Genomic DNA, 26,627 nt, shown 5'->3' on the forward strand with positions numbered 1-26,627 from the left:
GCGGAACCAAGGGGCTGCTCTCGGCACGCTTCGCCGCCGTTCGCGTGCGAGTTGCCGATGGCCCGCCTCAACGCATCTGGAACAGTGGCGCGCAACATCTGCGCGGCGAGGAAGTGTGGCTGGTCGGCGAACATCGCTCAACCGGCGAGCGGAAATAATACCTCTCCAACCTGTCCTCCGACACGCCGAGCAAGCAGCTTGCCGGAGCCATCAAGGCCCGTTGAGTCTGCGAACAGGGACATCAGCAACTCAAGGAAGAGCTCGGCCTTGATCACTTCGAAGGCCGATCATGGAAGGGGCTTCACCGACATGTGCTGATGTCGATGATTGCCTTGGCCTTCCTGCAATCCCGCCGCCTCAAGCAGGCCAAGGGGGGAAAAAGAATCGCCGGGCCGCCACCACAGCCGAGCCTGCCGGCGATCAGGCAGGCCATCATTGAACGCCTCGCCAAACCTCCTGACCTGACGTGCCCACAGTGCGGACACTAGGATCGGGCAGGTAGTTTTTCTGATGGCACCGTACATCAGAAATCGGAAAATCATTAGCAATATGATCTTGTAAAAGAAAACTAGGATATAGCGATCGACAGCTTTTCTTATCAATTGCCCAATAAGGTTGATAATATATCTTATGTTAAGTAATTGATCTCATTAACTAATATTAACCATATTTGGATTCTTAGTCAATTTTCGATTTGAAGCGTTTGCAAAAATCGGTGGAACCTGCAGTAATAGCTCCAATTATCTAAATCACTTTCCACGAAATTCGATATCGATGCCAAAAAGCTACGAATGGTGGATCTATGCCTAACCAATCGGTTATGACAGTTTACGTCTTTGTTCTTGGGTTCTTCACTTTCGTCTGTCTACGCCACATCAGCAAGTAGGCGACGGGAATGATCAACATTGACCGCAATAGTGCAGTTTGTCCGAGAATTAGCACGCGCTCCGCAACGGCTATCACCTACCATAGTTACCTTGACCGCTGAGATCTTTAGGATCCTATTGATCAACCAGTTTTGTCTCATGTAAATAGCCCGATACATGTATGCCCGGATTCAAATTCGGCAGACGCGCACAGAACTCCACGCGATTCGAAGACCGTCCACGGAAAGCGAAAGCCACTATACGGTCGCTGCTGAACCCGAAAAGCTTTGTTTGGGGCATAATATGCTAGATTATGTAGCGATCCCATCCAGCGTAGTGCTCGCCGCTTCTTTCTCCTCTTGGAAAGCTCAACCCGATGAGAAGAAGTCCGACCACAACCGATGCAACCATACCGGACGACGAAGCCCCATTCAGAATGAATGGCGCTATCACGAGCCAGGCACCGAAAGCGATATTTACGAACCGCAAGGCCCGCGCGACTTCGGCCGTCGCGATGATCGCGACCGTTATGACCAGAGCGCCCACGACGTGGTCGCTGTTTGCCATCGCCCCCTCGCTGCCGAGCGTAAGCCTGCTCAGCATGAGCCAAGCGCCCAGCACAGTACTTGCGATCAGCGTCCACGGGAAGGTGACGCCCCTCACCGTGTTATTCCAGATGGCTCGCACATCGGTCATGTAATCTTCCTTGTCTATTTCGCCGCGCGATGCAGCACCGCCCTTGAAGAAGGTTCGCACAAGGGGTTTGCCCTCTTTCTTTGACCAGTAGAGATACTGGCCCATGGCAATAACCTCATCAAGGGAGAACGGTATCATGATCAGCATTGCCAGCGCAGCAATCAGGGCCGGGGTACTCCACGTTCCGATCATGATCGGCTGGATGATCACGAAATAGATACTGACGACGCCAAGCGGGATGACGAGTATCCCAAAGAAGGTCACCATCCAGGGCATGGTCCGCCAGCGCGCTCTGGTCCCCATCACCGCCATCAGGATTTCCAGGACGTAACTGATGGCACCGAGACCGGCATCCGGGATCGGCCACGCCTTGGATATGTCAGAGGTAATGATTTCCTCGGTCCCGTTCTTTGGATCAGCGAGCGATCCTGAGAAAAATGGCTCCCAGGCCCCATCGATATGGCCGAGCTGATAGGAGGTGAGCATGCGAGATATCAGAAGGCCGATGATGCCCATCGCCACGATCGGGAAACGCTGCGCATCGGTGGACGGACTGTAGGTCCACCCCGGCGGGATAGACTTCTTGTCCATCATGCCTTCCATACTCATGCCCGGCATCATCGGCACGAGAACCGAGAATGCGATCACCAATGTGCCTACAAGCAAATTGGTCAGATATTGCGCGGCGCTCGGGCTCCAGAAGAACAGCGGGGCAAAAAGCAGCCAGACCCCGATGAAGGCGGTCGCCCACTGGCCCAGCCAGGCGGTACGCTTCGAAAGCGACATTCCGCCGAAAATCGCCAATGCGATCCCGCTCAGCATATCACTGATGGCAAGAGCGTTTGCGCGCCATTCGATCGACGGCAGACCCCGTTCAAGGGTTACCGCCACAACCGAGGCGCGTGCAGTATCGGCGGATACGACGTCATAGACACCCGGGCTTGCGGCCAACCAGAGGCCAAGCCCGATGACCGCGTAATGGGTCCAACGCGTTTCGCGTTGGGGACCATCCATATCGTGCATCTCACCCGCCATGTCCCCGGCCATTTGGTGTCCGTCATGCGACGAAAGGTGTGGTGTTTGCACAGTTTTTTCGGCGGAACCTTTCGGATGCCACGCAACCCGCGCGGTATTAAGCTTGTTTGCCTCATACCATTTCTGCGGATCTGATTTCAGAGCTTCAACGATAGCCGGAAGCGTCTCACGGAGCGAGTGCTCAGGCTCCCAATTCAGCAGTTTCCGAGCGCGGGAAATGTCGAGAATATAATGCGCATTGGCATCATCAACCATCCATTGCTTCACGAAACCATCGTGGCCAAGAATTTCCTCCTCAATCCATGTACCCAGCTTCGCCACGGCCTTCGGAATCCGGACTGTGGTCCAGTCTTCGCCGTGGATTTCGCGATGAACGATGTCCTGGATCTCGGCGTAGCCCAGCGTATCCGGTTCGCCGATGAGTATCGGGGTCTCGCCGGGCAACTGGTCCCTGCGCGCAATCGTCTGTTCGACTGCCTTGGCCAAATCCTCGAGATGCAGCGCGGACTGCGCTGCACACAACATCCCGGGATAGAGATGCGCCGACACACGGTGTTCGTACACGCCGGCGATTTGCTCGGCGAGAAAGGCGGAGTGACCCTCGTCGTCATAGACGCCCGCAAACCGCAGGAAGACCACCGGTATTCCGCCGCGATTTTCGCGCAGCACTTTTTCAGCATCGGCCTTCGATTGGGGATAGGGCCAGGTCGGTCCGATCGGCGAGGATTCATCGATCCGCTCGTCCGGCAGTGGCCTGGGTTCGTGGACCAGCATCGAGCTCGCATAGACAAATTGGTCGACATCAAAGTCCTGCAGCGCTGTGATCAGCCGGCGCGAACCCTCCACATTGACCTCTTCATATAGAGGGTTCGGCTCGCCCGTAATGTCGAAATAGGCAGCCAGGTGAATGCATGCCGCGATCTTGTTACCGTAAGCGGCTCTCACCGTTTCAAGGGCGTCAACAACCGACGCTTCTTGGGCGAGGTCGATCGAATACGAGGCCTCCAGTCCGGGGATGTCTTCCGAGGCTGACCGGTCAAGTCCGATGATGCGGTAGTTATCGGTTAATCGCCTGGTAAGCGCACGGCCGATATAGCCGTTCGCACCAGTTATGAGGACAAGGCCCTTTTCCATAAATCACCCCTTCAATCTCACCTTGGCTCTCCTACCAGCATCGATGGAGCCGTCCCCGGTGGCCAGATGACGGCCCTGCGATAGACCATTAGGTTAGCAGCAACCTGTCGAGGTTTTTTCCTCACCCGGGTTAGAGATCTCCCCGACAAGCTCGCCAGTTTTTGCGTTGGCACCGGACCGCGCGATGTCAGCCTGGGAGACCATGCCGCAACAGTTTCCGTCGTCGTCAATCACGGGAACACGTCGGACCTTGTTGCTCTCCATCGCGGAACAGCATGCCTCCATATCGGTATCAGGTGTGACAGTCACAGCCGATCGAGTCATTATATCTTCAATTCGCGTATCTGGCGACTTTCCTTCGGCTACGACCCGGCAGCAAATGTCTCGATCGGTCACCACTCCAACAAGTTTGCGCTCGTTGTCCACGACTGGAATTTCCCCGCAGTCATTTTCTACCATCAGCTGTGCCGCGTCCTGCGCGCTCGTCTCTTTATCGCAGCAGGCTGGGTCACTGGTCATAATTTCACGAACATTCATGTTTGTCTCCTTTATTTGATGGAACTCGCCGACAAGAAAAGCCGTTTCCAAAGCCAGAGGATGCGGCATCCAACGGTGCCTCCTCGTCGAATCATACAATGACGGAAAGATAGGGCTTCCCATCATCGGAAGGTCAACAGTGTCCAAAAAAATATTCTGGCAACGACCATCTGAATAATCGGACACTTCATGAAAACGCACAACTAACAGCAATGTTCCAATTTCTCCTTCGCTTCGCCTTTCTTGTGCAACCGCTAAACGCATATTGGCGCGGCTTGTGAAAGTTGGTAATGACGTGGGCCTCACTTTCCTGCGATCTGACAGGCGCTTGCGAAATTACTTTGGTCGCGCTCCTGATCTTGGTGGAGTTGTCTTCGGCGCTGCAAGCTGTCACATCGACTGCGTCTCCGCTCCTGGTGCAAAACAAATCCGGCAGGCGCGAACGGAAAAGCAAGTCTCATTTCTGTAAGGCCTGTTGACCAGTCATATTACCTATACGAATAAAGCTGCTCCAACCCCTCATAATTTTTCAATTTTAAAATGGCTCGTCGGGGGGGTTGACCTTCCAATGATGGGAAGCCCTATACTTGTCGGCGAGCCGCAACTGACAACGATTTTGGAGAATTTCCCCTATGGCGCAGACAGGATCACGCATGACGCGGCGAGCCGTGCTCGCTGGATCCGGCGTGGTGGCGATCGGTGCGGGAACCGCGGTAATCCTTGGAGCGGGCACCAGAGGATCTGTAGGTGCCAAGGCTGGTCAAAATGAACTCGTTCTCGAAGCGGGGAAAACCCTTGCATCGCTAATGGGCGAGCGGTTGCCACAAGTTCCTGTCTGGGGTTACAACGGCTTAGTACCCGGACCCGAGATCAGAGTCCGGCAAGGGCAGCCTTTAAAAGCGCTTCTTAAAAACAATCTCGATGAGGGAACAACCATTCATTGGCACGGGCTGCGTGTGCCCAATGCGATGGATGGTGTGCCGCATCTGACGCAGGATCCCGTCGAACCGGGGCAAGCCTTCCTATATGAATTTACCCCGGCTGATGCAGGTACCTTCTGGTATCATCCGCACCAGCGCAGTTTCGAGCAGGTCGGGCGCGGGCTTTACGGGCCCCTAATCATCGAGGAAGCTGATTCACCGCGAGTCGACCGCGATATTACCTGGGTGCTGGACGACTGGCGGATGAGTGACAGCGGTCAAATTAGTGGAGGCTTCGGTAGCCGGCACGATGCGATGATGGCGGGCCGAATCGGCAACACGATCACCATCAACGCAAAACCACCAAAGCCCCTAGAGGTGCGTCCGAACGAACGGATCAGGCTCAGGCTGGTGAACTCCGCCAATGCGCGGATATTCGGACTCGATTTCTCAGACATCGAGCCGGTTATTATTGCCCTCGATGGACAGCCCGTCGAACCACACACGCCGTCCAGTCCACTGCTGCTGGGGCCGGCGATGCGGGTTGATCTAATCCTCGACCTTACGGAAGCCTCTGCCACCCGGCATGAAATCCGCGATGTTTTCTACTCGGGTCTGGAATACAGCCTCAACGAGCTTGTCTATGCAGGAACCCCAATGCGCAGCGCGCCCTTGCAACACGCGGTCTCGCTGTCACCGAACCCACTCGCTGAACCCAATTTCGCCAATTCAGATCGTCACGAGATCCGCTTCGGCGGCGGGATGATGGGTATGATGAGCGGGCGGAAAAGCGGTTCGGGAATGATGTCGGGAGGCATGATGGGCTGGACGGTCAATGGCGTTTCGGCAACTGGCCATGTCCATGACCCCATTATAACGACCCCGCAGGGCCGGACGCTCGTTCTTGACATGATAAACGACACCGCATGGTGGCACCCAATTCATTTGCATGGTCACAGCTTCCGGGTTTTGTCTCGCAATGGCAACCCCACACAATATCGTGAGTGGCAGGATACCGTGCTGATGTCTCCGCAGGAACGCGTCGAGATCGCATTTGTCGCCGACAATCCGGGCGATTGGATGTTCCATTGCCACATTCTCGAGCATCAGGCTGCTGGGATGGTGGCCACAATTCGGGTAAATTAATATGAAAGGAAATTTGATGAACTTACTTCTCAAGATTACTGCAGTTCTGGCTGCGTTTATGGCAATTCCCACACTCGCATCGGCCCAAGAGGCAAAGCCGCTCGCCACGATTTTCAAAAACCCGCAATGCAGCTGCTGCGAGAGTTACGGAGCCTATCTCGAGGCCAACGGATATCCGGTTAAAATGGTGGCGACCCATGACCTCGCCCTCATCAAGGAACGCCAAGGCGTACCGGCCGGGCTCGAAGGCTGCCACACGATGCTCATCGGGGGATATTTTGTGGACGGGCATGTCCCGGTCGCGAGCGTCGATCGTCTTTTGAAAGAACGCCCCGATATTTTGGGGATCACGCTGCCAGGAATGCCTACCGGTTCGCCGGGAATGGGCGGTCCGAAATCCGGTACTTGGACAATTACGGCTGTCGCTCCGGACGGCGCCAAAAGCGTCTACAAGCGCTATTGACTGCCGCAAACGATCCTAGCAGATACGCTCGTATCCAAATTTGTGACCGACATTCTTAGAACGGGTAGAAGTGGCATCACTGGCCAGGCCCTTGAGAATGGGACAGTCGGGACGATCATCGTTTGTACACCCTTCGAGGAGATGCTCAAGAGCATCGATCATCGAGTGAATTTCCGCCGCCTTGTTCCGCAGAGCGACTAGATGGCTGTCGGCAACGTGTCGAACATCCTTGCTGGCCCGCGTCTCATCCTGCCAAAGACCGAGCAACTCTTTGATTTCGTCAATCGAAAAGCCCAGATTGCGGGCTCGGCGGATAAAGCGCAGCTTATGGATATCGGCAGGATCGTAGAGCCGATAACCGGCGCCGGTTCGTTCCGCGGGCATGATAAGCCTGATCTTCTCATAGTGGCGGATCATCTTGGCCGAAACGCCTGTCGTTGCAGCAGCCTCGCCGATTGTGTGGGAATGTCTCATGCGCACATTTATAAGCTTCCCATCATGGGAATGCAAATCCATTGATGGGATAGTCACAATAAGTTTATAAACCTCTTGACCTTCCCATGATGGGAACCCTTATATTCCGGTCATTGATTGATTCGGAGAATAGAGAAGCGATGGATACTAACTCGTCCCGAGCATTGGTACACGCACCCTCGGCTGGTCAAACGGCTAAGGCAGAAACGAGCGGAAGTTGCTCCACAGCCTTCGGCAAGCGCCGCAAGTGGCTGCTCGTCCTTGTTGCGGCTTTGGCAGTAGGCGGGCTCTTACTGGGTTCGATGTGGCCGGGCTTCACGGCGATCCTTCCTTTTCTCTATGTGCTCCCCTGCCTCCTCATGCTCGCGATGTGCATGCGCAAGGGCAATTCTTCACAAGGATCATGAAAACAGACCACGCAAGAAGGCATGCTCTCTAACAGCGCGCAATATAACGTAAGACCCACCCGACCAATCGAACAAAAGGATATTTGTAATGAACAATCTAAAATTAGCTGCCCTCGGCGCCCTGGCAACGGCCGGTCTTGCCACAGCAGCGATTGCACAGCCCAAGGTTGAACACCGTCCCAGCGCGAAAGAGAATTCGCAAGGCCAGGAGCGTGGTGCCATGCAGGGCGATATGTCAGGCATGAAAGGAGATATGTCCGGCATGATGGCCATGATGAATGATCCTGAAATGCGCGCGCAAATGATGGATATGATGCGCAACTGCAAAGAGATGATGAAGAAAAAGCAGGATCAGATATCTGGCGCCGAAGCCGGCTAAGGCTTAGCATCTTAAGGGCATGCTCCCAAATTGACCCGTCCCTCTACCTGCCCCGCAGTAACCTGCGGGGCAGGACCTTTATCTGTATCGCGATTTGAGGTTTGCACCGACCTTATTGACCATAGGAGTGCACCGAGAATGTTGAATTTTAAAAGGTTAATGCAAAGAGGCTTGTCAGAGCCCGGTCAGGCGCATAGGACGGCGTAATGCATATTCTGCGCTCCTTTGGACTCATCCTGATCGTCTGCGGGCTCTTCGTGCAGTCGGCAGCCTATGCCTCGGCGCGCCCCCAGGTCGCTGCGACGATCGAAGGGCCATGTGATGAGATGCGCATGGAAAACTCATCGACCACTTCTTCGGATGACCAAAAAGGGCCGTGCAAGAACATTCGCCTGGATTGCTTGGTGGCGCTCGGTTGCATCCCCCCACTGGCCATGGCCGCTGACGCGTCTGCCGAATATGTGGATATAGTCATCCCGTCGCAGTTTGGCGAGTTCACCGAGTTCTCGCTGGCTGTCAATCGGCTAGGACCTGAACCTCCGCCTCCGCAAGCGCAGCTCTGAATATAGGCAGGGAGATAACCCTGCAAGCCTGAAGCTAAGCGAATCGTTCTGCGCATCTAATGCCGGTCGTTCGTTCTGCCCATGCCCCGTCCTTTAGCGGAAACTAAAAATTATGAAATGTGCATTTTGGACTGCGCTTCCGGTCATGCTGGCCCTCGCGTCGGCAAGTTACGCCCAATCGGTTGGGTATGAAGAAGCCTTGAGAGCGGCCGTTGGCGATCAGCCGCAGGTGCGAGCGCGCGAACAACAGCTCGATGCTCGCCGGCAGGTCGCGGATGCCGCTGACGAACTGCCCGACCCCCGTCTCTATGCGGGAATACAGAATCTGCCTGTAACAGGCCCGGCTGCATTTGAGCTTGATCGGCAGCTGCCCACACAGGTTCAGGTCGGGGTGGAGCAGCTTATCCCGAATCTTGCTGAGCGTCATGCGAGAGCGGGGATCGCAGCAGCCGATATTGACTTCGCCACCGCGCAGCTCGCTAACGCGCGCTATATGGCACGTCTTGGTGCGGGCAAGGCCTGGATTGCGCTCGCCTATTCCCAACAAGCTCTCAACGTTGCCGATGACGCGCTAGGACAGATTGGACAGCTAGTTCCCTTAGCCCGCAGCGCTGTCGCTGCCGGTTCGGCCAGGCCAGGAGAAAGCTTGGAGGTCCGGCGGGCGGTGCTGGATGTCGAGGATGTGCGGACGCGCCTCGAAGCTGATCGCGAAGCCGCGCAAGCAATGCTGGCGCGCTACATTTCGGTGCAAGAACCAGCGGCGACAGGGTCAGTCCCACCGACGAATGTCGATGTAGAGCGTCTCCGGGCGACCCTAAAGCATAATCCAGAAATCATCCTCGCAGTGGCGCAGGTTCGTCAAGCCGAAGCGCGGGCCGATCTCGCTCGCTCGGATAAGCGCCCCGATTTCGGTGTCAACCTAAGCTACGGGCGGCGCGATCCTGCCTTTGGGGATGTCGTATCGGTTATGGGCTCGATAACGCTGCCCATTTTCGCGGGCAGGCGCCAGAATCCGAGGATTGCCGCCGCAGAAGCCGATGCTTTTGCCGCGCAATCTATCCAAGCGGATCGCCTGCGCGAGCTTGAGGCGCAATTTGAGGGCGACCTTGCCGCCTGGCGCAGCGCACACCGCCAGTGGGAGCGCGCCACCGAAGAATTGCTACCTCTGGCCCGTAGCCGGGCCGAGCTCGAAAGGGCCAGCTTTGCAGCAGGCCGCGCCGAACTTCTTGATGTCATCGAAGCCATCAAGGCTTTGGCCCTTCTCCAGATCGAAATACTCGAGCGCGAGGAAGCGACCGTGGAAGCGGCTGCCAATTTACGACTTACCTACAGGGAGCACGACCTATGAGAGCCGCAATGGGAGACGCATGGGATAAACTCTCGCCGCGCCAGAAATCCTGGACGATGGCGGCGACGGTCGCGCTGATCAGCGCAATCGCTGGCTACGGAATTTCGCAGTTAGGCGAAGGCGGGAGTGAAGCGAATGGCACGGGAGGCGCATCCAGTACCCAATGCGAGAATGTTCTCTACTGGTACGATCCGATGGTGCCGGGCCAGCGCTTCGACGAGCCGGGCAAGTCCCCTTTCATGGACATGGAACTGGTCCCCAAATGCGCAGGCGAGGAAGCCGGAGCGAGCAGCGGGGTCAGTATCGATCCGACGCTCGTCCAGAATTTCGGCATCCAAACCGCTGAAGCCGAATATGGCGTCCTCCAACCAGAAGTGACTGTCACCGGCGTCCTTGCCTACAACGGACGAGATGTAGCGATCGTCCAGCCCAGAGCGGGCGGTTTTGTCCAACGAACCTATGGCCGCGCGCCCGACGATGTTATCGGTCGCGGAGCGCCACTAGTCGATATTCTGGTGCCAGAATGGGGCGGCGCGCAGCAGGAATATCTGGCAGTCTTGAACAGCGGCGACGAAGCGCTCGCTCGCGCCATGCGTGAACGGATGCGCCTGCTGGGCATGTCACCTGGCCTAATCTCCTCAGTCGGGCGAAGTCGGCGGGCGCAATCGACGATCACTGTCACCGCGCCGATCGGCGGCGCCATCACATCGCTCGGCGTTCGTCCCGGCATGACCGTGATGGCCGGACAGATGTTGGCGGAAATTACCGGTTTCTCGCCGATCTGGCTCGAGGCGGCGGTCCCGGAAACACAGATTGCCAATGTCCGTGTCGGTCAGCCCGTCAACGCAACGCTTACGGCATACCCTGACGAACGGTTTGTCGGTCGCATCATTGCGGTGCTGCCGAGCGCGCAGGATGCGAGCCGCACGGTGACCGTGCGGGCGCAGCTGCCCAATCCTGGCGGCAAGCTCAAACCGGGTATGTTCGCGCGGGTCTCGCTCACTCCCGACACGCGGCGCGCGCTGCTGGTCCCCTCCGAAGCCGTCATTCGCACGGGGCGCAGAACGATCGTGATGCTAAGGCAGGACAAGGGAGGCTTCACGCCCGCCGAGGTCCGCATCGGGCGCGAGGCAGCCGGCCGAACCGAGGTCCTTGCGGGGCTTGCGCCGGGCGAGAAGGTCGTGACCTCGGGCCAGTTCCTGATCGATTCCGAAGCCAGTCTTTCCGGTCTCGACGTCCGGTCTATTGAGGAGGCACCGGGCAAAGATGCTGGCGCGCAGCAAGGAGCTGATGACAAAAAGCCCGCCACTTTCAGCGCCACCGGCACAATCGAAAAGATCGCCGCGAGATCTGTCACGCTGAAGCACGGACCCGTTCCGCAGCTCGACTGGCCCGCGATGACAATGGCCTTCTCTACCAGCGGCGCTGCGCAGCTACGCGGGTTCAAGCGCGGAGACCGGGTAAAATTCACCTTCATACAAAAGGATTCTGGGGCCCAAATCGTGTCCATCCGGAAGAGCAGTCAATGATCGCGCGTATTATCGATGGTTCTATCGCCAATCGCTTTTTCGTCGTGCTGGCGGCGCTCGTCCTCTCTCTGGCAGGCTATTGGGCTGTGCGTACCACGCCGGTCGATGCAATACCCGACCTTTCGGATGTACAGGTGGTCATCCGATCCAACTATCCAGGGCAAGCGCCGCGTCTGGTTGAGGATCAGGTCACTTATCCGCTGGCGACGACCATGTTGTCGGTCCCCGGTGCCAAGACTGTCCGCGGTTATTCATTTTTCGGGGATAGCTATGTCTATGTGATCTTCGAAGACGGGACCGATCTTTACTGGGCGCGCTCGCGCGTTCTTGAATATCTCAATCAGGTGCAGGGGCAGCTACCCGAAGGGGTTTCAAGCGCGCTCGGCCCGGATGCGACCGGAGTCGGCTGGATTTACGAATACGCATTGGTCGATCGCACCGGCGGAAACGATCTTGCCGGCCTGCGAAGCCTTCAGGACTGGTTTTTACGTTATGAGTTAAAAACGGTCCCGGGGATTGCAGAGGTCGCCAGCATCGGCGGCATGGTCAAGCAATATCAGGTCGTGCTCGACCCCTATCGTATGGCTTCACTTGGCGTCACCCACGCCGAAATAGTCAAGGCGGTCCGTGGATCCAATCGGGAATCTGGAGGATCGATCATCGAGATGGGCGAGGCCGAATATATGGTTCGCTCCTCAGGCTATCTTAGCAAATTGGCCGACTTTCGCAGCATCCCCCTGCGCGTCGCCGGCGCGGGCGTTCCCGTGACGCTCGGAGACGTTGCAACCATACAAATTGGTCCCGAGCTTCGGCGCGGCATCGCCGAACTCAATGGCGAAGGCGAGGTCGCGGGAGGTGTGGTGATCCTTCGCCAAGGCGCCGATGCGCGCAGCGCGATCACAGCAGTCGAAGCCAAGCTCAAGCAGCTTCAGGCGAGCCTACCCAAAGGGGTTGAGGTCGTTACGACTTACAACCGTGCCCAACTGATTGACGCTTCGGTGGAAAACCTGACGACTAAGCTAATCGAGGAATTCATCGTTGTCGGCCTGGTTTGCGCGCTGTTCCTCTGGCATGTACGTTCTGCTCTGGTAGCGATCGTCACGCTGCCGCTAGGCGTCCTCGCCGCCTTCATCATTATGCGCTTCCAAGGCGTGAACGCCAACATCATGTCGCTCGGCGGGATTGCCATTGCTGTGGGAGCGATGGTGGATGCCGCGATTGTGATGGTCGAGAACGCGCACAAACACCTGGAACGATGGGCGCACGACAATCCCGACCGGGTATTGGCCGGTCAGGAGCGGTGGAAGGTAATAGCGGACGCCGCGAAGGAAGTGGGCCCGGCGCTGTTTTTCAGTCTTCTGATCATTACCTTTTCCTTCATCCCCGTGTTCACCTTGCAGGCGCAGGAAGGACGGCTGTTCGCGCCGCTCGCTTTCACCAAGACATACGCAATGGCAGGGGCGGCAATTTTATCGGTGACGCTCGTACCAGTCCTGATGGGCTGGCTGATCCGCGGGAAAATACCGTCCGAAGACAAAAACCCGATCAATCGCGGGCTGACGTGGGCCTACCGACCGGGGCTCGACTGGGTCATGCGGTGGCCGAAAGCAACATTGGCCATCGCAGGTGCGATTTTTCTCACGACCATCATACCCTTGTCTCAACTGGGCGGGGAATTCCTACCCCCTCTGAACGAGGGCGATCTGCTCTATATGCCGAGTGCCCTGCCCGGCCTTTCGCCGGGCCAGGCATCTGCGCTACTTCAGCGTACCGACCGCCTCATCAAATCGGTTCCCGAAGTAAAGACCGTGTTCGGCAAGGCCGGGCGGGCCGATACCGCCACCGATCCCGCACCGCTAACGATGTTCGAGACGACTATTCAGTTCAAACCGCGCGAAGAATGGCGCGAAGGAATGACGCCTGATAAATTAATTGAGGAACTCGACCGCACCGTGAGGGTGCCGGGACTGGCGAATATCTGGGTCCCGCCAATTCGCAACCGGATCGACATGCTGGCAACAGGAATAAAAAGTCCGATCGGAGTGAAGGTCTTCGGTGAGAGCTTGGCTGATATCGATAAGGTGGCTCAAGGTATCGAGCGAGTGGCCAAAACCGTGCCCGGTGTAAGTTCCGCACTGGCAGAACGCCTGACAGGTGGCCGTTACATTGATGTCGACATTGACCGCCTCGCTGCCGCGCGTTACGGACTCACTATAGACGATGTGCAGATAATTGTGTCGGGCGCAATCGGCGGCGCGAATGTAGCGCGAACGGTCGAAGGACTGGCGCGTTATCCGGTCAATGTGCGTTACCCCCGTGAAATACGGGACAGCGTTGGCGAATTGCGCGCACTTCCCGTCCTGACGCCTTCAGGCCAGCAGATTACGCTTGGCACCGTAGCGCAGATCAAGGTCAGCAGCGGGCCTCCGATGCTGAAAAGCGAGCAGGGTCGGCCGACCAGCTACGTCTATGTGGATGTCCGCGACCGTGATCTGACATCGGTTGTGAGCGATCTGCAAGATGCGATTGCCGACGGTGTCAATCTTCCGCCCGGCGTCAGTCTTTCATATGCAGGGCAGTTCGAATATCTGACCCGCGCGGCGGAACGCATGAAAATAGTCGTTCCGGCGACCTTGGCCACCATCTTTCTGCTGCTCTATCTGATCTTCCGCCGCTTCGACGAAGCACTGTTGATCATGGGGACGTTGCCTTTCGCGCTGACCGGCGGCTTTTGGCTGCTCTATTGGCTCGGATACAACCAGTCAGTCGCCACGGCGGTGGGTTTCATTGCTCTTGCCGGAGTTTCTGCCGAGTTCGGCGTGATCATGCTGATCTATCTGAAGGCAGCGCTCGAGCAGCGGACCGATCCGGATGCGGAGGAAGTCGACCAGGCAATCCGCGAAGGCGCGCTCCTGCGCGTTCGGCCAAAGGCAATGACTGTTGCCGTGATCCTGGCAGGTCTGTTCCCGATCCTGATCGGCACCGGCGCGGGTTCGGAAGTAATGAGCCGAATTGCTGCGCCGATGATCGGCGGGATGATCACCGCCCCGCTCCTGTCCATGTTTGTATTACCCGCCGCATATTTGTTGTTGCGGCGACCCCGTCCGGAAAAACCGGCAAAACCTCAAGGAGATGAAGAATGCGTACCACAAACTACCTGACCCTGTTGGCGGCTCCGCTCGCACTTGCGGCGTGCAGTAATGACCAAGAAACGTCCGAGCCAGCCGGAACCATGATGGCTGACAACATGCCTATGTCGGATGACATGCCGATGATGGAGTCCCCCGCGGCAGGACAGGCCGGAAGCGGCGAAGGCTCGATCACCGAGATCGACGAGGCGGACGGCAAGATCACGATCGACCACGGTCCGATCGCTGCGGTCGGCTGGCCTGCGATGACGATGGCATTTTCCGCAGATGACGAGAGCATGCGGAAGGTGGCGGTCGGCGACCGCGTCACCTTTGAATTTCGCACAACAGAAGGCGGGGGCGGAGAACTGACCGCGATCGCCAAGCAGTGATGGGTGCCTCGCGTCGTGCCGCAGGGCAGCGCGGCGCGAGATCCCAATCCTTTAAAACCAAGCACAATAATCGATAATGGAGATGATGATGATGAATTGCGATGGAATGATGGGCAGCCCAATGATGATGATCGGAATGGGCGTATTCTGGATTGGATTGCTTATACTCGTAACGCTTGGGATCTTCGCGCTAGTGAAATACCTCAAGTCGTAACGCGATTTTGTCTGCGGCGGGCCGCAGAGGCTGGTCGAGTTCTGATAAGGCTGTTCAACGATTCTATACCCGCCGAGATCTGAAAAAAACCGGTAGGATAATTATCTCCAATGCCGGGGGATGTATAAATCGCCAATGGGAAAAGAATATTTCCATTGGTGAGATTACTGTACGTTTGAACCCACTAAAAGTCGAAGCTGGATCTTGCTAAAAGCGCAATGGCACGTAGCCCGTTCGCTATTTTTCGCGTTATGCCTAAATTTAACTATCTGAGCCAATGATGGGTCCGGTGAATGATCTGAAAGTGGATAAATTGGGTTGTGCCGAAAATGCATCGGCCAAAGACAGTTAACTGGATCAATGGGAACGCCTTTCCGTGCCGGTTTTCGCCTTGGCCTCCCCTCGCTGTTTGGACAGATAAAATTTCTCGAACGCAAATAACCCAGTGATGCCGGCAAAAGAAATAGCAATAATCATGGGATCGCTAGCTGCTTTTCTTATTATATGAACTGTTTTGAATCTGTTTTTCCTTCGGCATGTCGAGGGCTAGGGTCGTGGCTGGCGCCTTGCAAACCAAAGCGTGATCAACGGGATGATTAGCCACATAAGGATGGGAACGAAGCCTATGTTCGTACCGGGCACCAAAGACATGAGGTCGCTATATCGCCAACCCCAATCCCATTCACGCGGCACGCTGGTTGCCATAGCTTCAATAATCACCGTAATTCCCAGCCCGGTCAGCAGATAGATACTGATCATCCAGTATTTTGGATAATACATCCAGTTCCGGTTCCGCGCTAATATTGAAACTACCGTGTAGGCGAGCAACAATATCCCAACGTCTCCAAATGTTGCCCGCGTACAGCCCAGCGTTCTCTCCCAATAGCCTGCCGATCCCACATCAAAGAATGGCATTTGCAGGATTTCCCAAATGAAGGACGTGAAAAATCCGAATGTGGCGATGTGAACCTCGGGCTGTTTGTCAAATTTCATGAAGCGACCAACTCGGCTTTGAACAGTGAAATCGAACCCGTTGCTGTCGCGAAACTTTGGGTTTTTTTCGTCAAATATCCCGGCGCTACCAATATTCTTTCCAATATACCCTCAGCATTGTGCCTCGTATCTTCGACGCCATCGAGCTGCTGCACCGTCATTCGAAACGTAGCGCGCATCAGTGTTGACTTCTGCATTGCATAATCCGCAATGTGGAGTTCTCCGCCGGGCATAAGCAAGTTGCGCATGATTTCGGCTATCTCGCTCTTTTTTTCGAGTGCCACCTGATGAAACATCAAACTGGATGTTATCTTTGTAGGCTGCCATCCTTTGGGCAAAGCCTCTTTTGACAAGAACCCTGGGATCAGCCGAATATTGGCACTGTCTATTTTTTTGGATGCGCGCTCGAGCGCCCCTATATCCGGGTCAAGCCCGATAAATTCCGCTTCCGGACATTGCTTCGCCAAAACAGCCAGCAGGCTTCCGGTTCCACAGCCCACATCCAAAATTCGGTCACCTGGAAGCGGATTGATCTGGTTTACCAGTGCCGAACGCCATGCGCTTTCCCGCGTCAAATAGCGGATGACGAAATCATAGAGCGGGGTGAGAATTTTATAGCCCAATGGCGGTGTGTAGGTTTCGGTTACCATCTCAGGTCACAGAACTTTATTGCGCAAACGAAGTGCGTTGCCGATCACCGATACCGATGAAAAACTCATGGCCGCGGCTGCGATCATCGGGCTCAGCAATATGCCGAACCAGGGATAGAGGATACCCGCGGCAACCGGCACACCAAGGCCATTATAGATGAAGGCAAAGAACAGGTTCTGCCGAATATTGCCCATCGTCAACTGGCTGAGATGGCGCGCCTTGGCGATGCCGCCCAGATCACCCTTGACCAGCGTGATCCCGGCGCTTTCCATGGCGACATCCGTACCGGTCCCCATCGCGATACCCACATCGGCCTTGGCCAAAGCCGGAGCATCATTGATACCATCACCAGCCATCGCAACCTTCTTGCCAGCGGCTTGTAGATCGCTGATGACCCGGTGTTTGTCTTCAGGCGATACGTTGGCGTGAATTTCGTCGATGCCGATCATCTTGCCAACGGCCTGTGCGGTCGCTTCGGCGTCACCAGTCAGCATCACCACGCGAATATTGGCTTTATGCAGCGCCTTGATTGCCTCTGCGGTGGTCGGTTTGATCGGATCGGCGACACCAATCAGGCCAGCTGGCCTGCCGTCAACGGCCACGAACATTACCGTTTGTCCTTGCGATCGGCCGTCCTGCGCCTTGGTAATCAGGTCCGCGCTAGTGGCATCAAGCCGTTCCATCATCTTTTCATTACCGATGGCAACGCGCTTATTTTTCACGCTGGCTTCGACACCTTCCCCAGTAACCGACTGGAATTCGGTTGCTGCTTCAAACGAAAGGCCCTTATCCTTTGCGCCAGTTACAATCGCGGCGGCCAGCGGGTGTTCACTCGCCATTTCAATTGCAGCAACAAGTGCCAGCATTTCATCGCCATCAAAACCTTGCTCCGGCTCGACCGAGACCAGTTTGGGCTTGCCCTCGGTCAGTGTGCCGGTCTTGTCGACGACGATTGTGTCTATCTTTTCCAGGGTTTCCAGCGCTTCGGCGTTCTTGATCAAGATACCATTTTGCGCGCCTTTACCGGTGCCAACCATGATCGACATCGGAGTAGCAAGGCCAAGTGCACAAGGGCAAGCGATGATGAGGACTGCGACCGCATTGACCAAGCCATAAGCCAGCGCGGGATGAGGGCCCCAGATGGACCATATGATGAATGTGGTAATAGCGATCAGAACCACAGCAGGCACGAACATGCCCGCGACCGTATCAGCGAGTTTCTGGATCGGCGCGCGACTGCGCTGCGCTTCGGCGACCATCTGGACGATCTTGGCAAGCAGCGTGTCTTTACCCACGCGCTCTGCGGTCATGACAAAGCTACCGGTCTGGTTGACCGTGCCGCCGGTGACATCATCGCCTTCGGCTTTGGCAACCGGGATTGGTTCGCCCGTGATCATCGATTGATCAATCGTGCTGGAGCCGTTGGCGATAGTGCCATCAACGGGGACTTTGTCACCTGGACGGACCCGCAAGCTGTCGCCGCTCTGCACTTGGTCGAGGGATATTTCTTCTTCCGAGCCATCCGCGCTAACGCGCAGTGCAATTGGCGGTGCCAGTTCCAGCAGTGCGCGCAATGCACTTGATGTCTGTCCGCGCGCTTTCAGTTCCAGCACTTGTCCCAATAGGACCAAAGTCGTGATGACTGCAGCTGCTTCATAATAGACAGCGACTCCGCCGTCATGTCCGCGAAACGCTGCCGGAAAGATATCTGGAAACAATGTCGCGACCAAACTGAAACCATAGGCCACCGCCACGCCGAGCCCAATCAGCGTGAACATATTGAGGTTCATGGTCTTGAGGGAGTTCACGCCGCGCACGAAGAAGGGCCATGCACCCCATAGAACTACTGGCGATGCCAGCAATAGCTGCAACCACTGGGATACTCCCGGTGCAAAAAGTCCCTCAAACGGCCTGCCCGGGATGAGATCGCCCATCGCGTATATGAAAAGGGGAATGGAAAATACCGCGCTGACCCAAAAGCGTCGGCGCATATCAATATATTCAGGATCAGGGCCGGTATCGAGGCTAAATGTCTCCGGTTCCAGTGCCATCCCGCAAATCGGACAGGAACCCGGACCTTCTTGCCGTATTTCTGGATGCATCGGGCAGGTGTAGATTGTACCTGCTGGCACGTCGTCCTGCGCTTCGCGATGCTGTCCGGTCAGATAGTGCTCGGGGTCGGCGACAAATTTGGTTTTGCATCCCGCAGAACAGAAATGATAATCCCGAGCATCATGACGCGCATGATGCTCGGTTTTATCCGGCTCTACAGTCATGCCGCATACGGGGTCTGTGACATGATCTGGAGAGCCGCCATGGCTGTGGTCATGGCCAGCAAGGCCATCAGGGGAGGGAGAAGCCACAGCCATTATTCCTTTATCAACTTGCTAGAGATCCATTTTTTGATCGGAATCACCAAAATTGCAATATACCAACCATAGGCAAAGCTGCCGACTGCGCCTGCTATAAAGCCGGGCCAGGTGAGCCATTCAAATCCTGGCAGCAAAGGCGCCCAAGCCTCATGCATATGCGCCCACTGCGGGGCTAGCACGCCAAAGCCGATACAAATGAGATAGCTGACAAGCAGGAACAGACTCAGTGTCCATCCCCAAATGAGAATTTGCTTACTCGTTGAGATATTGGACATTTTAACCTCCATCTTTTTGTTGATGAATATACTATAGTGGGGTATAGTGTAAAAGTCAATCCCAGCTGCTGGAATCTGCGAAGAGTCTTTTGATTGCAAGCATGTTAAAATGAGGCATAGGAAAAATATGACAGAAAAATTTGCTAAAGAAATTAGCCGGATGCACCGCATTGAGGGCCAAGTCCGCGGAATTGCAAAAATGATGGAGGGTGATCGCTACTGCATTGACATTCTTCAGCAATTTTCTGCTGTGGAAGCCGCATTGCGTGCCACCAAAATGAAAATACTGGAATCTCATACCAATCATTGTGTCCAAGATGCCCTCACCTCTGGCGACAAGGCTGATCAGAAGCAGAAAATCGCCGAGCTGATCAGCTTGTTCAGCAAAATGGGAAAATAGAAACAGGCCCATTAGAAACAGGCCCGGAGCCCATGAGGCTCCGGGCCCATCCTGCGACCCTATTCGGGTTTGGCTTTGCCGTGATCCATTTTGCTGTGATCCATCGTGCCATGATCCATCTTTGAATGATCCATCATCTGACAGGACATTTTGCCGTCGGCATTTTTCTTCATCATGCCTTCCATCGCCTTGCCGTCTTTCATCATTCGGCATTTCTGATCGGAGGACGCATCGGATTTATGCTCATGAGCGAGTGCCGTTCCTCCATAAAGGAGAGTCAGGGCTCCGAGCGCGGTTGTCATTTTTTTCATGAAATTTCCTTTCTTGTAAAAAAACCTAGTTGTACGACGCATAAACGGCTGGTCCATTGCTACCAAAAGCGATGACCTGATAAGGCTGCGTTTGATTCTGATATTCCATGCCCGGCGAGCCAACCGGCATGCCTGCGACCGCAAGACCTCTGATGTTATCCGGCTTCTCCCGCAGCAATCGCGCAATTTCCTTGGCCGGAACATGCCCTTCAATGACGTAGCCGCCTACAATCATAGTGTGGCAGGACCGCAAGGCCTGCGGAATTACGTTCGTATCTTTCACAGCGGTCATGTTTTGAGTGTTTCGGGTTTCAACGTCCTGCTTCATGTTGGCCTCTACATGTTCGGCCCACTTCTCGCAGCAGCCACACCCTGGATCACGGTACATGACGTAGGGCGAGGCTTGAGCGGCGGTCGTACAGGCGGCAAGCGTGGAGAGCAGAGTTACCGCCGCCCAGCGATTTGACACCAAATATCTAATTTTTTCTAGCATTTACAGACTCCATCGAAATAGTTTTGCGTTTTGTGGCTACCGTCCAACAAACTTAAAAATTCATATGATTCATGCCTCCATGCATGAATGTGCCGCCCAGAAATGCTTGTACAAGCACGCCGATCGTCAATAGTGCTAACAAGATGGCGAATATTCTTTCCTCGCTGCGACCATGGTGAAAGCGGCTCAGTCCGGCCCATGCCAGTAGCACTGCTCCGATTGCGACGGTCATACCGAGATAGCGATGCGTGGTGAGGATAAGGTTGCGGTCATAAAGATAGAAGCCGCCCGCAAACCAGCCCAAAAAGGCGGCTGCAACCGCTCCCAGCGCCCCGATCACGAGCATGATCCGCGCTGCTGAACGCCAGTCAGGCTTATTGCGCGCAACACCAAACGCTTCGGCTGCAAACGCGGCGACGATCATGGCGATTGGAAAATGGATCACCACGATATGCAATTTGCCAAGCCAGATGAACAAACGCTCGCCAAAGCTCTTATTGCTATTATCTTCTGCTTCGTCATGCGCCATCATGCCGCCATGATCATCACTCATCCCGCCCATATGGTCACTTTCGGGCGCGGCAGGAGCGGAGCCATAGGGCATCATCGGCATGGTTCCCTCATCCATCATGCCCTGCATTTCGGCACTTTGTGCGACGTCGCTTCCCATTGCTTCCTTATGATGCTGGTCGCTCGTTCCGGGGCCAGCGCCCATCTCGGTCGGATCACCATGTGCAAGTACTGGCCCGCTAAACGAGGCTAGTGCGAAAGCAATGCACAGCGTTAAAGTACGAAATCTCTGTGTCAGCATCTCAACCCTCCTGGTCCAAAATCGATTATTTTTGTTGCTAATAATAGTGGCAATCTTGCGATGCCGTTTCCAACCATAGTCTCCGGGTGCGCTCAGGGGGCGCGCACCCGGAGTATCGGTTGCGACCCGATCACTTTACCTTGAATGCATATTTGCCGCTGACGACTTCCTTGTCGTCGCCCGATGCCATCCAGCGCAGCTCATAGCCGCCGGTCGTAAGAGGTTTCTTCATCATCACCATCACCGACTTGCCGTCCTTGCCCATCATCACCGACATTGGCATCTTCATCGGGGCGTGCCCGGCCATACCGGGCATTGATGTCATCATTAGTTGCATGCGGGTGTTTGCAGGCATGATCTTCTCATCAAAGACCAGATCAATTTTATTTGTTGGTGCTACTGTCGCATTGGCCGCTGGCTTGGCTGTAACCAGACTCGGGTGCGCGAAAAGCGGTGTTGCCGCGAGCGTTGCAGCGGCGGCGAGGGTCAAACGAAAAAATTTGGTCCTGTGCATTTTTTGGTTCCTTGCTTGTGACTAACCACTAATACGCAGTTATATTGCCCACCCCTCAAAAATAATTTTGAGGGCAAAGCGGTGCAGCTTGCGTATTAGTAGTCAGATCACTCAAACAGGAGCATGTTTATGCCGCTATCTGACAACAAACTAGATGAGATGCTTGCCAGCCTGAACTCTGCTTTGCCTCACGCAGCATTGGCAATCGACGATGGATTTGAGAATAATGTCTGGCTACGCATTGGTGAAATGAATAGTCGCCGACTTTCGCGCCAGAAAAGTCTGTTGGCGGCAGTGATGGTCGTGACCGCGCTCGGAGCGGGAATTGGAACGGGCGAACAGCCCGCAATGGCCAACATCAATAGCAATCCATTGCTTGGCGGCGCAGATTACTCGCCGGCAAGCCTTCTCCACGTGTCACAATGATATTGGCAAATTCATGAAAATCGGACCCGTACAAATCATCCTGCTTATCCTGCTGGCGCTCGGTGCAGGCTGGATAGGCTCATTGGGCGCGAAACATTGGAGCCAGAGCGGCGGCCAAAATTCTGGCCTGCACAGCTTTGTTCACGAGGAGCTTGATCTCGATAGCGCACAGCAAGCGCAGTTAGAAATTCTCGAAAATGATTTTGCGATCAGAAGACAAGCTTTGGAGCTGGCACTCAGATCTTCAAATGCCGACCTTGCAGCCGCCATCGAAGAAGAACATCAGTATGGCCCTAAAGTTGCAGCGGCGATTGAGGCTGTGCATAAGCAAATGGGTCTTTTGCAAAAGGCTACTGTTGAGCATCTATTCGCGATGCGAATGCTGTTGAAACCCGGTCAACAAAAGGCCTTTGACAAGCGGGTATCAACTTCGCTCACCGCCGGGTCTTGAGTGCAGAAATCGCAGCCTGCCCCGCACGTTCCGGATATTGTGCTCATCGCAGAGGCTGCAAAAGGCCGCAAAGCAGCCTTCAATACTGTTATGATCCAGCAGGCCCCCCGGCTCCACAACGTCGCGCTCAGGTTGATGGGCAACAGCTCCGATGCAGAGGACGCTGTCCAGGAGGCACTAGCTGCTGCCTGGTTCAAGCTGTCCAGTTTCGATCAGTCGCGGCCGATCAATCCATGGCTCACACGCATCATCGTGAACAAATGCCGCGACATTCTCCGCAAACGCCGGATCAGGCAGTTTTTCGAGTTTGATGGCAGCGATGATATAGAAATGACGATAGCCGACACTGCACCAGACCCAATTGCCAATTTGCACGCACGACAAGTGCTAGAAGTCATGCAACGAGAGATCACACGCCTGCCAGCGAAATTGCGCGAGCCTTTTGTACTGGTGGCCTTTGGCGATAACAGCCAGGCCCAAGCAGCCCACATTCTCGGAATATCAGAAAAGGCCGTCGAAATGCGGATTTACCGCGCGAGAACCAAATTACGCGAAGTCTATAAAAACTTTGAGGGGTGAAGGCAGTCTCGTCGTATAGTAGGGAGATATCGCTTTTATATTAAGGATTATACATGCTTTCTATTCCCCGCCGACGCTTCTTATCGTCCGCTTTGATTGCTGGCGGCGCTGTCGGATTTTCTTCTGCCATGCCTGCATGGGCGCGCGGCGCGATGTCAGGTTCGGTGCGTAAGGGCATTGATGAAGTTTCCGGCTCCAGCATTGATCTCGCTATCGGACGCGGCCAGTTTTCCACCGGCGGACGCAGCGGCGGTGCCATCGCGGTAAATGGCACTGTACCGGGGCCGCTGGTGCGGCTACGCGAGGGGCAGGATGTGCGGCTCAACGTGACCAATAATCTCGATGAAGACAGCTCAATCCACTGGCACGGCATTCTACTTCCGTTCCAGTTTGACGGCGTGCCGGGCGTGGCATTTCCCGGCATTAAACCCGGAGAAACATTTACCGCGCCGTTCAAGGTGCGCCAGAGCGGCACCTATTGGTGGCACAGCCATTCAGGATTGCAGGAACAGGCGGGGCATTATGGCCCAATCATTGTCGATCCTGCGGGTAAAGACCCGGTAGCATTTGACCGCGAATATATCGTCCTTCTTAGCGAATTTACGCCGATGCACCCGCATGTCATCATGAAGAAACTGAAACAACAGGGCGGCGGCTATTTCAATTATCAGCAGGGAACCGCAACCGATGACTATCCGCTGTCCGGCAAGGAACGCCGGATGTGGAGCAAGATGCGGATGATGGCGACCGACATTCTTGATGTTACCGCTTCCACCTACACTTATCTCATAAACGGACACGGCCCCGCTGATAATTTGGAACTGCTGTACAATCCCGGTGAACGGGTGCGACTGCGGATCATCAACGGCAGTGCGATGACGTTCTTTAACCTGCGGATTCCAGGCCTGCCGATGACAGTCGTTCAGGCTGATGGGCAGAATGTAGTGCCGGTGGAAACAGATGAATTGCAGATCGGCGTTGCAGAAACCTATGACGTTGTAGTCCAGCCCACTGCCGACAAGGCCTTCACCTTCGTTGCAGAATCTATGGACCGCTCGGGGATGGGCATTGCTACGCTGGCTCCCCGCGCCGGAATGCGCGCCGAAGTTCCCGCACTGCGAGATCCACCAATCCTGACCATGGCCGATATGGGCATGGGCGGAATGGATCATGGCGCGTCGGGCGGCGATATGGACCCAAATATGGATCACAGTAAGATGAGCGCGGAAGACATGGCCACGATGGATATGCCGGGCATGGATATGAGCGGCGGTGGTGACATGGTCGGCATGGATATGGGAGGCATGGACATGAGCGGCATGAAGATGCGCGATACCTCAATGCTGCCGCCCGATGTCAAGGTCGGTCCAGGGCTCGACATGGTATCGATGGGCGCGCCTGATCGTATGGGGTATCCCGGGCTTGGTCTGGATAATGTCGAACACCGGGTTCTCAATTACCAGCAGCTAGCGGCACTGACGCCCGGCAAAGAAAAACGCACAGCATCGCGCAAGATGGAAATTCATCTCACAGGCAACATGGAGCGCTATATGTGGTCGTTTGACGGTAAGAAATTTTCTGCCGTCTCCGACGATCCAATCCGCTTTGCCTATAATGAGCGCGTTCGTGTCAAATTGGTCAACGACACGATGATGGCGCACCCAATCCACTTGCATGGCCATTTCTTCGAATTGGTCAACGGACAGGACAATCAACCATTGAAACATACCGTGATCGTGCAGCCGGGAAGCAGTGCAACCTTTGACCTCACCGCTGACGAGGTAGGAGACTGGGCATTTCACTGCCATTTGCTCTATCATATGCATTCCGGGATGTTCCAGATCGTTACCGTGGCATCGCCGTCTGGAGCACAGTCATGAAGCGTATGATGGTTCTTCTGTTGCTGGGATTTAGCCAGCCAGCATTCGCGCAGAACATGGATCCAAACATGAAAATGCCGATGCCAGCGAAACCTGCGGCAAAACCAAAACCGCAAGCCAAGCCAGCGCCCGTAGTTGCAAAAAAAGCCGTTGTGCCAGCGAAAAAACCACCCGCAAAAGCAACTCCAAAACCTCCGGCTCCAAGTTCCAAGCAAATGGGTCCCGTATTAATCGAGGATGCCCCCCAAGAGAATATTGGCGAGACTATGGACCATTCCGGCATGGACCATAGCAATATGGCTAAGCCTAGCGACCAAATGGAAGGTATGGATCATAGCGGCATGGACGGAATGTCTATGGAAGATGGGACATCTCCTTCTGGCGAGATGGATCACAGTTCAATGGACCAAAGCTCCATGGACCATAGTGCCATGGATATGTCGGGCGGCGATATGGAAGGCATGGATATGGCGATGCCATTGGGCGACGAACCGCCACCACCCGAAGCGGGAAGCGGGCCTGCGCGCGCTGCCGAAGCAATTTGGGGCGTCGATATAATGCGGACTTCTAGGGAGCAACTGGCGAAAGAAAACGGCGAATTGAAAACGCTGTGGATCATGGCCGACCGCGCCGAATATCGCGTTCGCGATGGTAAGAACGGCTATCTGTGGGACGGCCAAGGCTATTATGGCGGCGATATCGACAAATTCTGGTTCAAGACCGAAGGCGAAGGCAATTTCGGCGAAAAGATAGAAAGCGCAGAGGTGCAGGCGCTGTACAGTCGCGCGATTGCTCCATTTTTCGATTTTCAGGCGGGTATTCGTCAGGATTTTGCGCCGCGCGACCGGACCTATGCAGTTATTGGCATTCAGGGTCTTGCGCCTTACCTGTTCGAGGTTGATGCGGCAGCATTCCTGTCTGACCGGGGCGATTTGACCGCGCGCATCGAGGCTGAGTATGAACAGCGCATAACTCAGCGACTGATCCTGCAACCACGCGCAGAACTCAATCTTGCGGCGCAGGATGTTCCTGAACTCGGCATCGGTGCAGGGATTGACACTGCCGAACTGGGAATCCGTTTACGATATGAATTTGCCCGCGAGTTTGCGCCCTATATCGGCGTCGAACAGGAATGGAAAGTTGGACAAAGCGCCAGATATGCGCGTGCGGCTGGAGAAGACCCCAGCGTCACCAATTATGTTATCGGGATTAGATTCTGGTTTTAATATATAGGGGGGAA

The 26,627-nt window shown here is 55.3% G+C and carries 25 protein-coding genes and 1 pseudogene; 15 read left to right on the forward strand and 11 right to left on the reverse strand.

Going from position 1 to position 26,627, the window contains the following annotated elements:
• Positions 1–439 (forward strand): annotated as a pseudogene (locus tag V7650_RS17270) (IS701 family transposase); the annotation flags it as partial.
• Positions 440–1,172: 733 nt separating this feature from the next.
• Here V7650_RS17270 and V7650_RS17275 read toward each other — a convergent pair.
• Together V7650_RS17275 and V7650_RS17280 are read right to left on the reverse strand one after the other, a co-directional pair.
• A complete protein-coding gene (locus V7650_RS17275; RefSeq protein ID WP_335657459.1) occupies positions 1,173–3,731 on the reverse strand; it encodes an NAD-dependent epimerase/dehydratase family protein in 2,559 nt (852 codons plus the stop codon).
• A gap of 93 nt (positions 3,732–3,824) precedes the next feature.
• A complete protein-coding gene (locus tag V7650_RS17280) occupies positions 3,825–4,532 on the reverse strand; it encodes a CBS domain-containing protein (protein WP_335657460.1) in 708 nt (235 codons plus the stop codon).
• 389 nt (positions 4,533–4,921) lie between these two features.
• Here V7650_RS17280 and V7650_RS17285 point away from each other — a divergent pair, with 389 nt between their 5' ends.
• Both V7650_RS17285 and V7650_RS17290 read left to right on the forward strand, forming a co-directional pair.
• On the forward strand, positions 4,922–6,334 hold the full coding sequence (locus tag V7650_RS17285) for a multicopper oxidase family protein (protein ID WP_335657461.1): 1,413 nt from the start codon (positions 4,922–4,924) through the stop codon (positions 6,332–6,334).
• Between the two features lie 16 nt (positions 6,335–6,350).
• Positions 6,351–6,797 (forward strand): DUF411 domain-containing protein, encoded by a 447-nt coding sequence (locus V7650_RS17290; RefSeq protein WP_100095846.1) that lies wholly within the window; start codon positions 6,351–6,353, stop codon positions 6,795–6,797.
• A gap of 15 nt (positions 6,798–6,812) precedes the next feature.
• Here V7650_RS17290 and V7650_RS17295 read toward each other — a convergent pair whose 3' ends face one another.
• Entirely contained in the window at positions 6,813–7,313 is a 501-nt protein-coding gene (locus V7650_RS17295; RefSeq protein WP_335657462.1) for a Cu(I)-responsive transcriptional regulator, read from the reverse strand.
• Between the two features lie 453 nt (positions 7,314–7,766).
• Between V7650_RS17295 and V7650_RS17300 the strand changes: the two genes are divergently transcribed.
• From V7650_RS17300 to V7650_RS17325, 6 genes are all read left to right on the forward strand, one after another.
• Positions 7,767–8,057 (forward strand): hypothetical protein, encoded by a 291-nt coding sequence (locus V7650_RS17300; protein ID WP_335657463.1) that lies wholly within the window; start codon positions 7,767–7,769, stop codon positions 8,055–8,057.
• A gap of 206 nt (positions 8,058–8,263) precedes the next feature.
• Positions 8,264–8,620 carry a hypothetical protein gene (locus V7650_RS17305; RefSeq protein WP_335657464.1) on the forward strand — a complete coding sequence of 119 codons (357 nt, stop codon included), beginning with the start codon at positions 8,264–8,266 and terminating at the stop codon, positions 8,618–8,620.
• Between the two features lie 145 nt (positions 8,621–8,765).
• A complete protein-coding gene (locus V7650_RS17310) occupies positions 8,766–9,968 on the forward strand; it encodes a TolC family protein (RefSeq protein WP_335657465.1) in 1,203 nt (400 codons plus the stop codon).
• 8 nt (positions 9,969–9,976) lie between these two features.
• Entirely contained in the window at positions 9,977–11,497 is a 1,521-nt protein-coding gene (locus tag V7650_RS17315) for an efflux RND transporter periplasmic adaptor subunit (protein ID WP_335657491.1), read from the forward strand.
• Positions 11,494–14,658 carry an efflux RND transporter permease subunit gene (locus tag V7650_RS17320; RefSeq protein ID WP_335657466.1) on the forward strand — a complete coding sequence of 1,055 codons (3,165 nt, stop codon included), beginning with the start codon at positions 11,494–11,496 and terminating at the stop codon, positions 14,656–14,658. The genes V7650_RS17315 and V7650_RS17320 overlap by 4 nt, the downstream gene beginning before the upstream one ends.
• Positions 14,637–15,017: a copper-binding protein gene (locus V7650_RS17325; RefSeq protein ID WP_335657467.1), complete on the forward strand. Its 381-nt coding sequence runs from the start codon at positions 14,637–14,639 to the stop codon at positions 15,015–15,017. Before V7650_RS17320 ends, V7650_RS17325 begins: the two co-directional genes overlap by 22 nt.
• A 760-nt stretch (positions 15,018–15,777) precedes the next feature.
• Here V7650_RS17325 and V7650_RS17330 read toward each other — a convergent pair.
• From V7650_RS17330 to V7650_RS17345, 4 genes are read right to left on the reverse strand one after another with little or no spacing between them, the layout of a single operon-like run.
• The gene (locus V7650_RS17330; protein WP_335657468.1) at positions 15,778–16,224 is read right to left on the reverse strand and encodes a hypothetical protein; all 447 of its coding nucleotides are present in this window, start codon (positions 16,222–16,224) and stop codon (positions 15,778–15,780) included.
• A complete protein-coding gene (locus tag V7650_RS17335; protein WP_335657469.1) occupies positions 16,221–16,874 on the reverse strand; it encodes a class I SAM-dependent methyltransferase in 654 nt (217 codons plus the stop codon). Before V7650_RS17335 ends, V7650_RS17330 begins: the two co-directional genes overlap by 4 nt.
• A gap of 6 nt (positions 16,875–16,880) precedes the next feature.
• Positions 16,881–19,244, reverse strand: coding sequence for a heavy metal translocating P-type ATPase (locus V7650_RS17340; RefSeq protein WP_442955329.1), 2,364 nt, complete (start codon positions 19,242–19,244; stop codon positions 16,881–16,883).
• Complete coding sequence (locus tag V7650_RS17345; RefSeq protein WP_335657471.1) at positions 19,244–19,522, reverse strand: hypothetical protein; 279 nt, start codon at positions 19,520–19,522, stop codon at positions 19,244–19,246. Before V7650_RS17345 ends, V7650_RS17340 begins: the two co-directional genes overlap by 1 nt.
• Positions 19,523–19,649: 127 nt before the next feature.
• Between V7650_RS17345 and V7650_RS17350 the strand changes: the two genes are divergently transcribed.
• Entirely contained in the window at positions 19,650–19,922 is a 273-nt protein-coding gene (locus V7650_RS17350) for a metal-sensitive transcriptional regulator (protein ID WP_335657472.1), read from the forward strand.
• A gap of 59 nt (positions 19,923–19,981) precedes the next feature.
• On the opposite strand, the gene V7650_RS17355 is transcribed toward V7650_RS17350, so the two are convergent.
• From V7650_RS17355 to V7650_RS17370, 4 genes are all read right to left on the reverse strand, one after another.
• Positions 19,982–20,233 carry a hypothetical protein gene (locus V7650_RS17355; protein WP_335657473.1) on the reverse strand — a complete coding sequence of 84 codons (252 nt, stop codon included), beginning with the start codon at positions 20,231–20,233 and terminating at the stop codon, positions 19,982–19,984.
• A 25-nt stretch (positions 20,234–20,258) separates the two neighbouring features.
• Complete coding sequence (locus V7650_RS17360) at positions 20,259–20,726, reverse strand: DUF411 domain-containing protein (protein ID WP_335657474.1); 468 nt, start codon at positions 20,724–20,726, stop codon at positions 20,259–20,261.
• A 52-nt stretch (positions 20,727–20,778) separates the two neighbouring features.
• A complete protein-coding gene (locus V7650_RS17365) occupies positions 20,779–21,537 on the reverse strand; it encodes a DUF2231 domain-containing protein (RefSeq protein WP_335657475.1) in 759 nt (252 codons plus the stop codon).
• Between the two features lie 130 nt (positions 21,538–21,667).
• Complete coding sequence (locus tag V7650_RS17370; protein WP_335657476.1) at positions 21,668–22,051, reverse strand: copper resistance protein CopC; 384 nt, start codon at positions 22,049–22,051, stop codon at positions 21,668–21,670.
• Between the two features lie 129 nt (positions 22,052–22,180).
• Between V7650_RS17370 and V7650_RS17375 the strand changes: the two genes are divergently transcribed.
• From V7650_RS17375 to V7650_RS17395, 5 genes are read left to right on the forward strand one after another with little or no spacing between them, the layout of a single operon-like run.
• On the forward strand, positions 22,181–22,477 hold the full coding sequence (locus V7650_RS17375; protein ID WP_335657477.1) for a hypothetical protein: 297 nt from the start codon (positions 22,181–22,183) through the stop codon (positions 22,475–22,477).
• Positions 22,478–22,490: 13 nt separating this feature from the next.
• The gene (locus tag V7650_RS17380) at positions 22,491–22,928 is read left to right on the forward strand and encodes a periplasmic heavy metal sensor (RefSeq protein ID WP_335657478.1); all 438 of its coding nucleotides are present in this window, start codon (positions 22,491–22,493) and stop codon (positions 22,926–22,928) included.
• Positions 22,929–23,507, forward strand: coding sequence for an RNA polymerase sigma factor (locus V7650_RS17385; protein WP_335657479.1), 579 nt, complete (start codon positions 22,929–22,931; stop codon positions 23,505–23,507). It abuts the gene before it with no gap.
• A gap of 53 nt (positions 23,508–23,560) precedes the next feature.
• Positions 23,561–25,387 (forward strand): copper resistance system multicopper oxidase, encoded by a 1,827-nt coding sequence (locus V7650_RS17390; RefSeq protein ID WP_335657480.1) that lies wholly within the window; start codon positions 23,561–23,563, stop codon positions 25,385–25,387.
• On the forward strand, positions 25,384–26,613 hold the full coding sequence (locus tag V7650_RS17395; protein WP_335657481.1) for a copper resistance protein B: 1,230 nt from the start codon (positions 25,384–25,386) through the stop codon (positions 26,611–26,613). The genes V7650_RS17390 and V7650_RS17395 overlap by 4 nt, the downstream gene beginning before the upstream one ends.
• Positions 26,614–26,627 lie beyond the last annotated feature (14 nt).

Source organism: Parasphingorhabdus sp. (assembly GCF_036964565.1).
Taxonomy (GTDB): domain Bacteria; phylum Pseudomonadota; class Alphaproteobacteria; order Sphingomonadales; family Sphingomonadaceae; genus Parasphingorhabdus.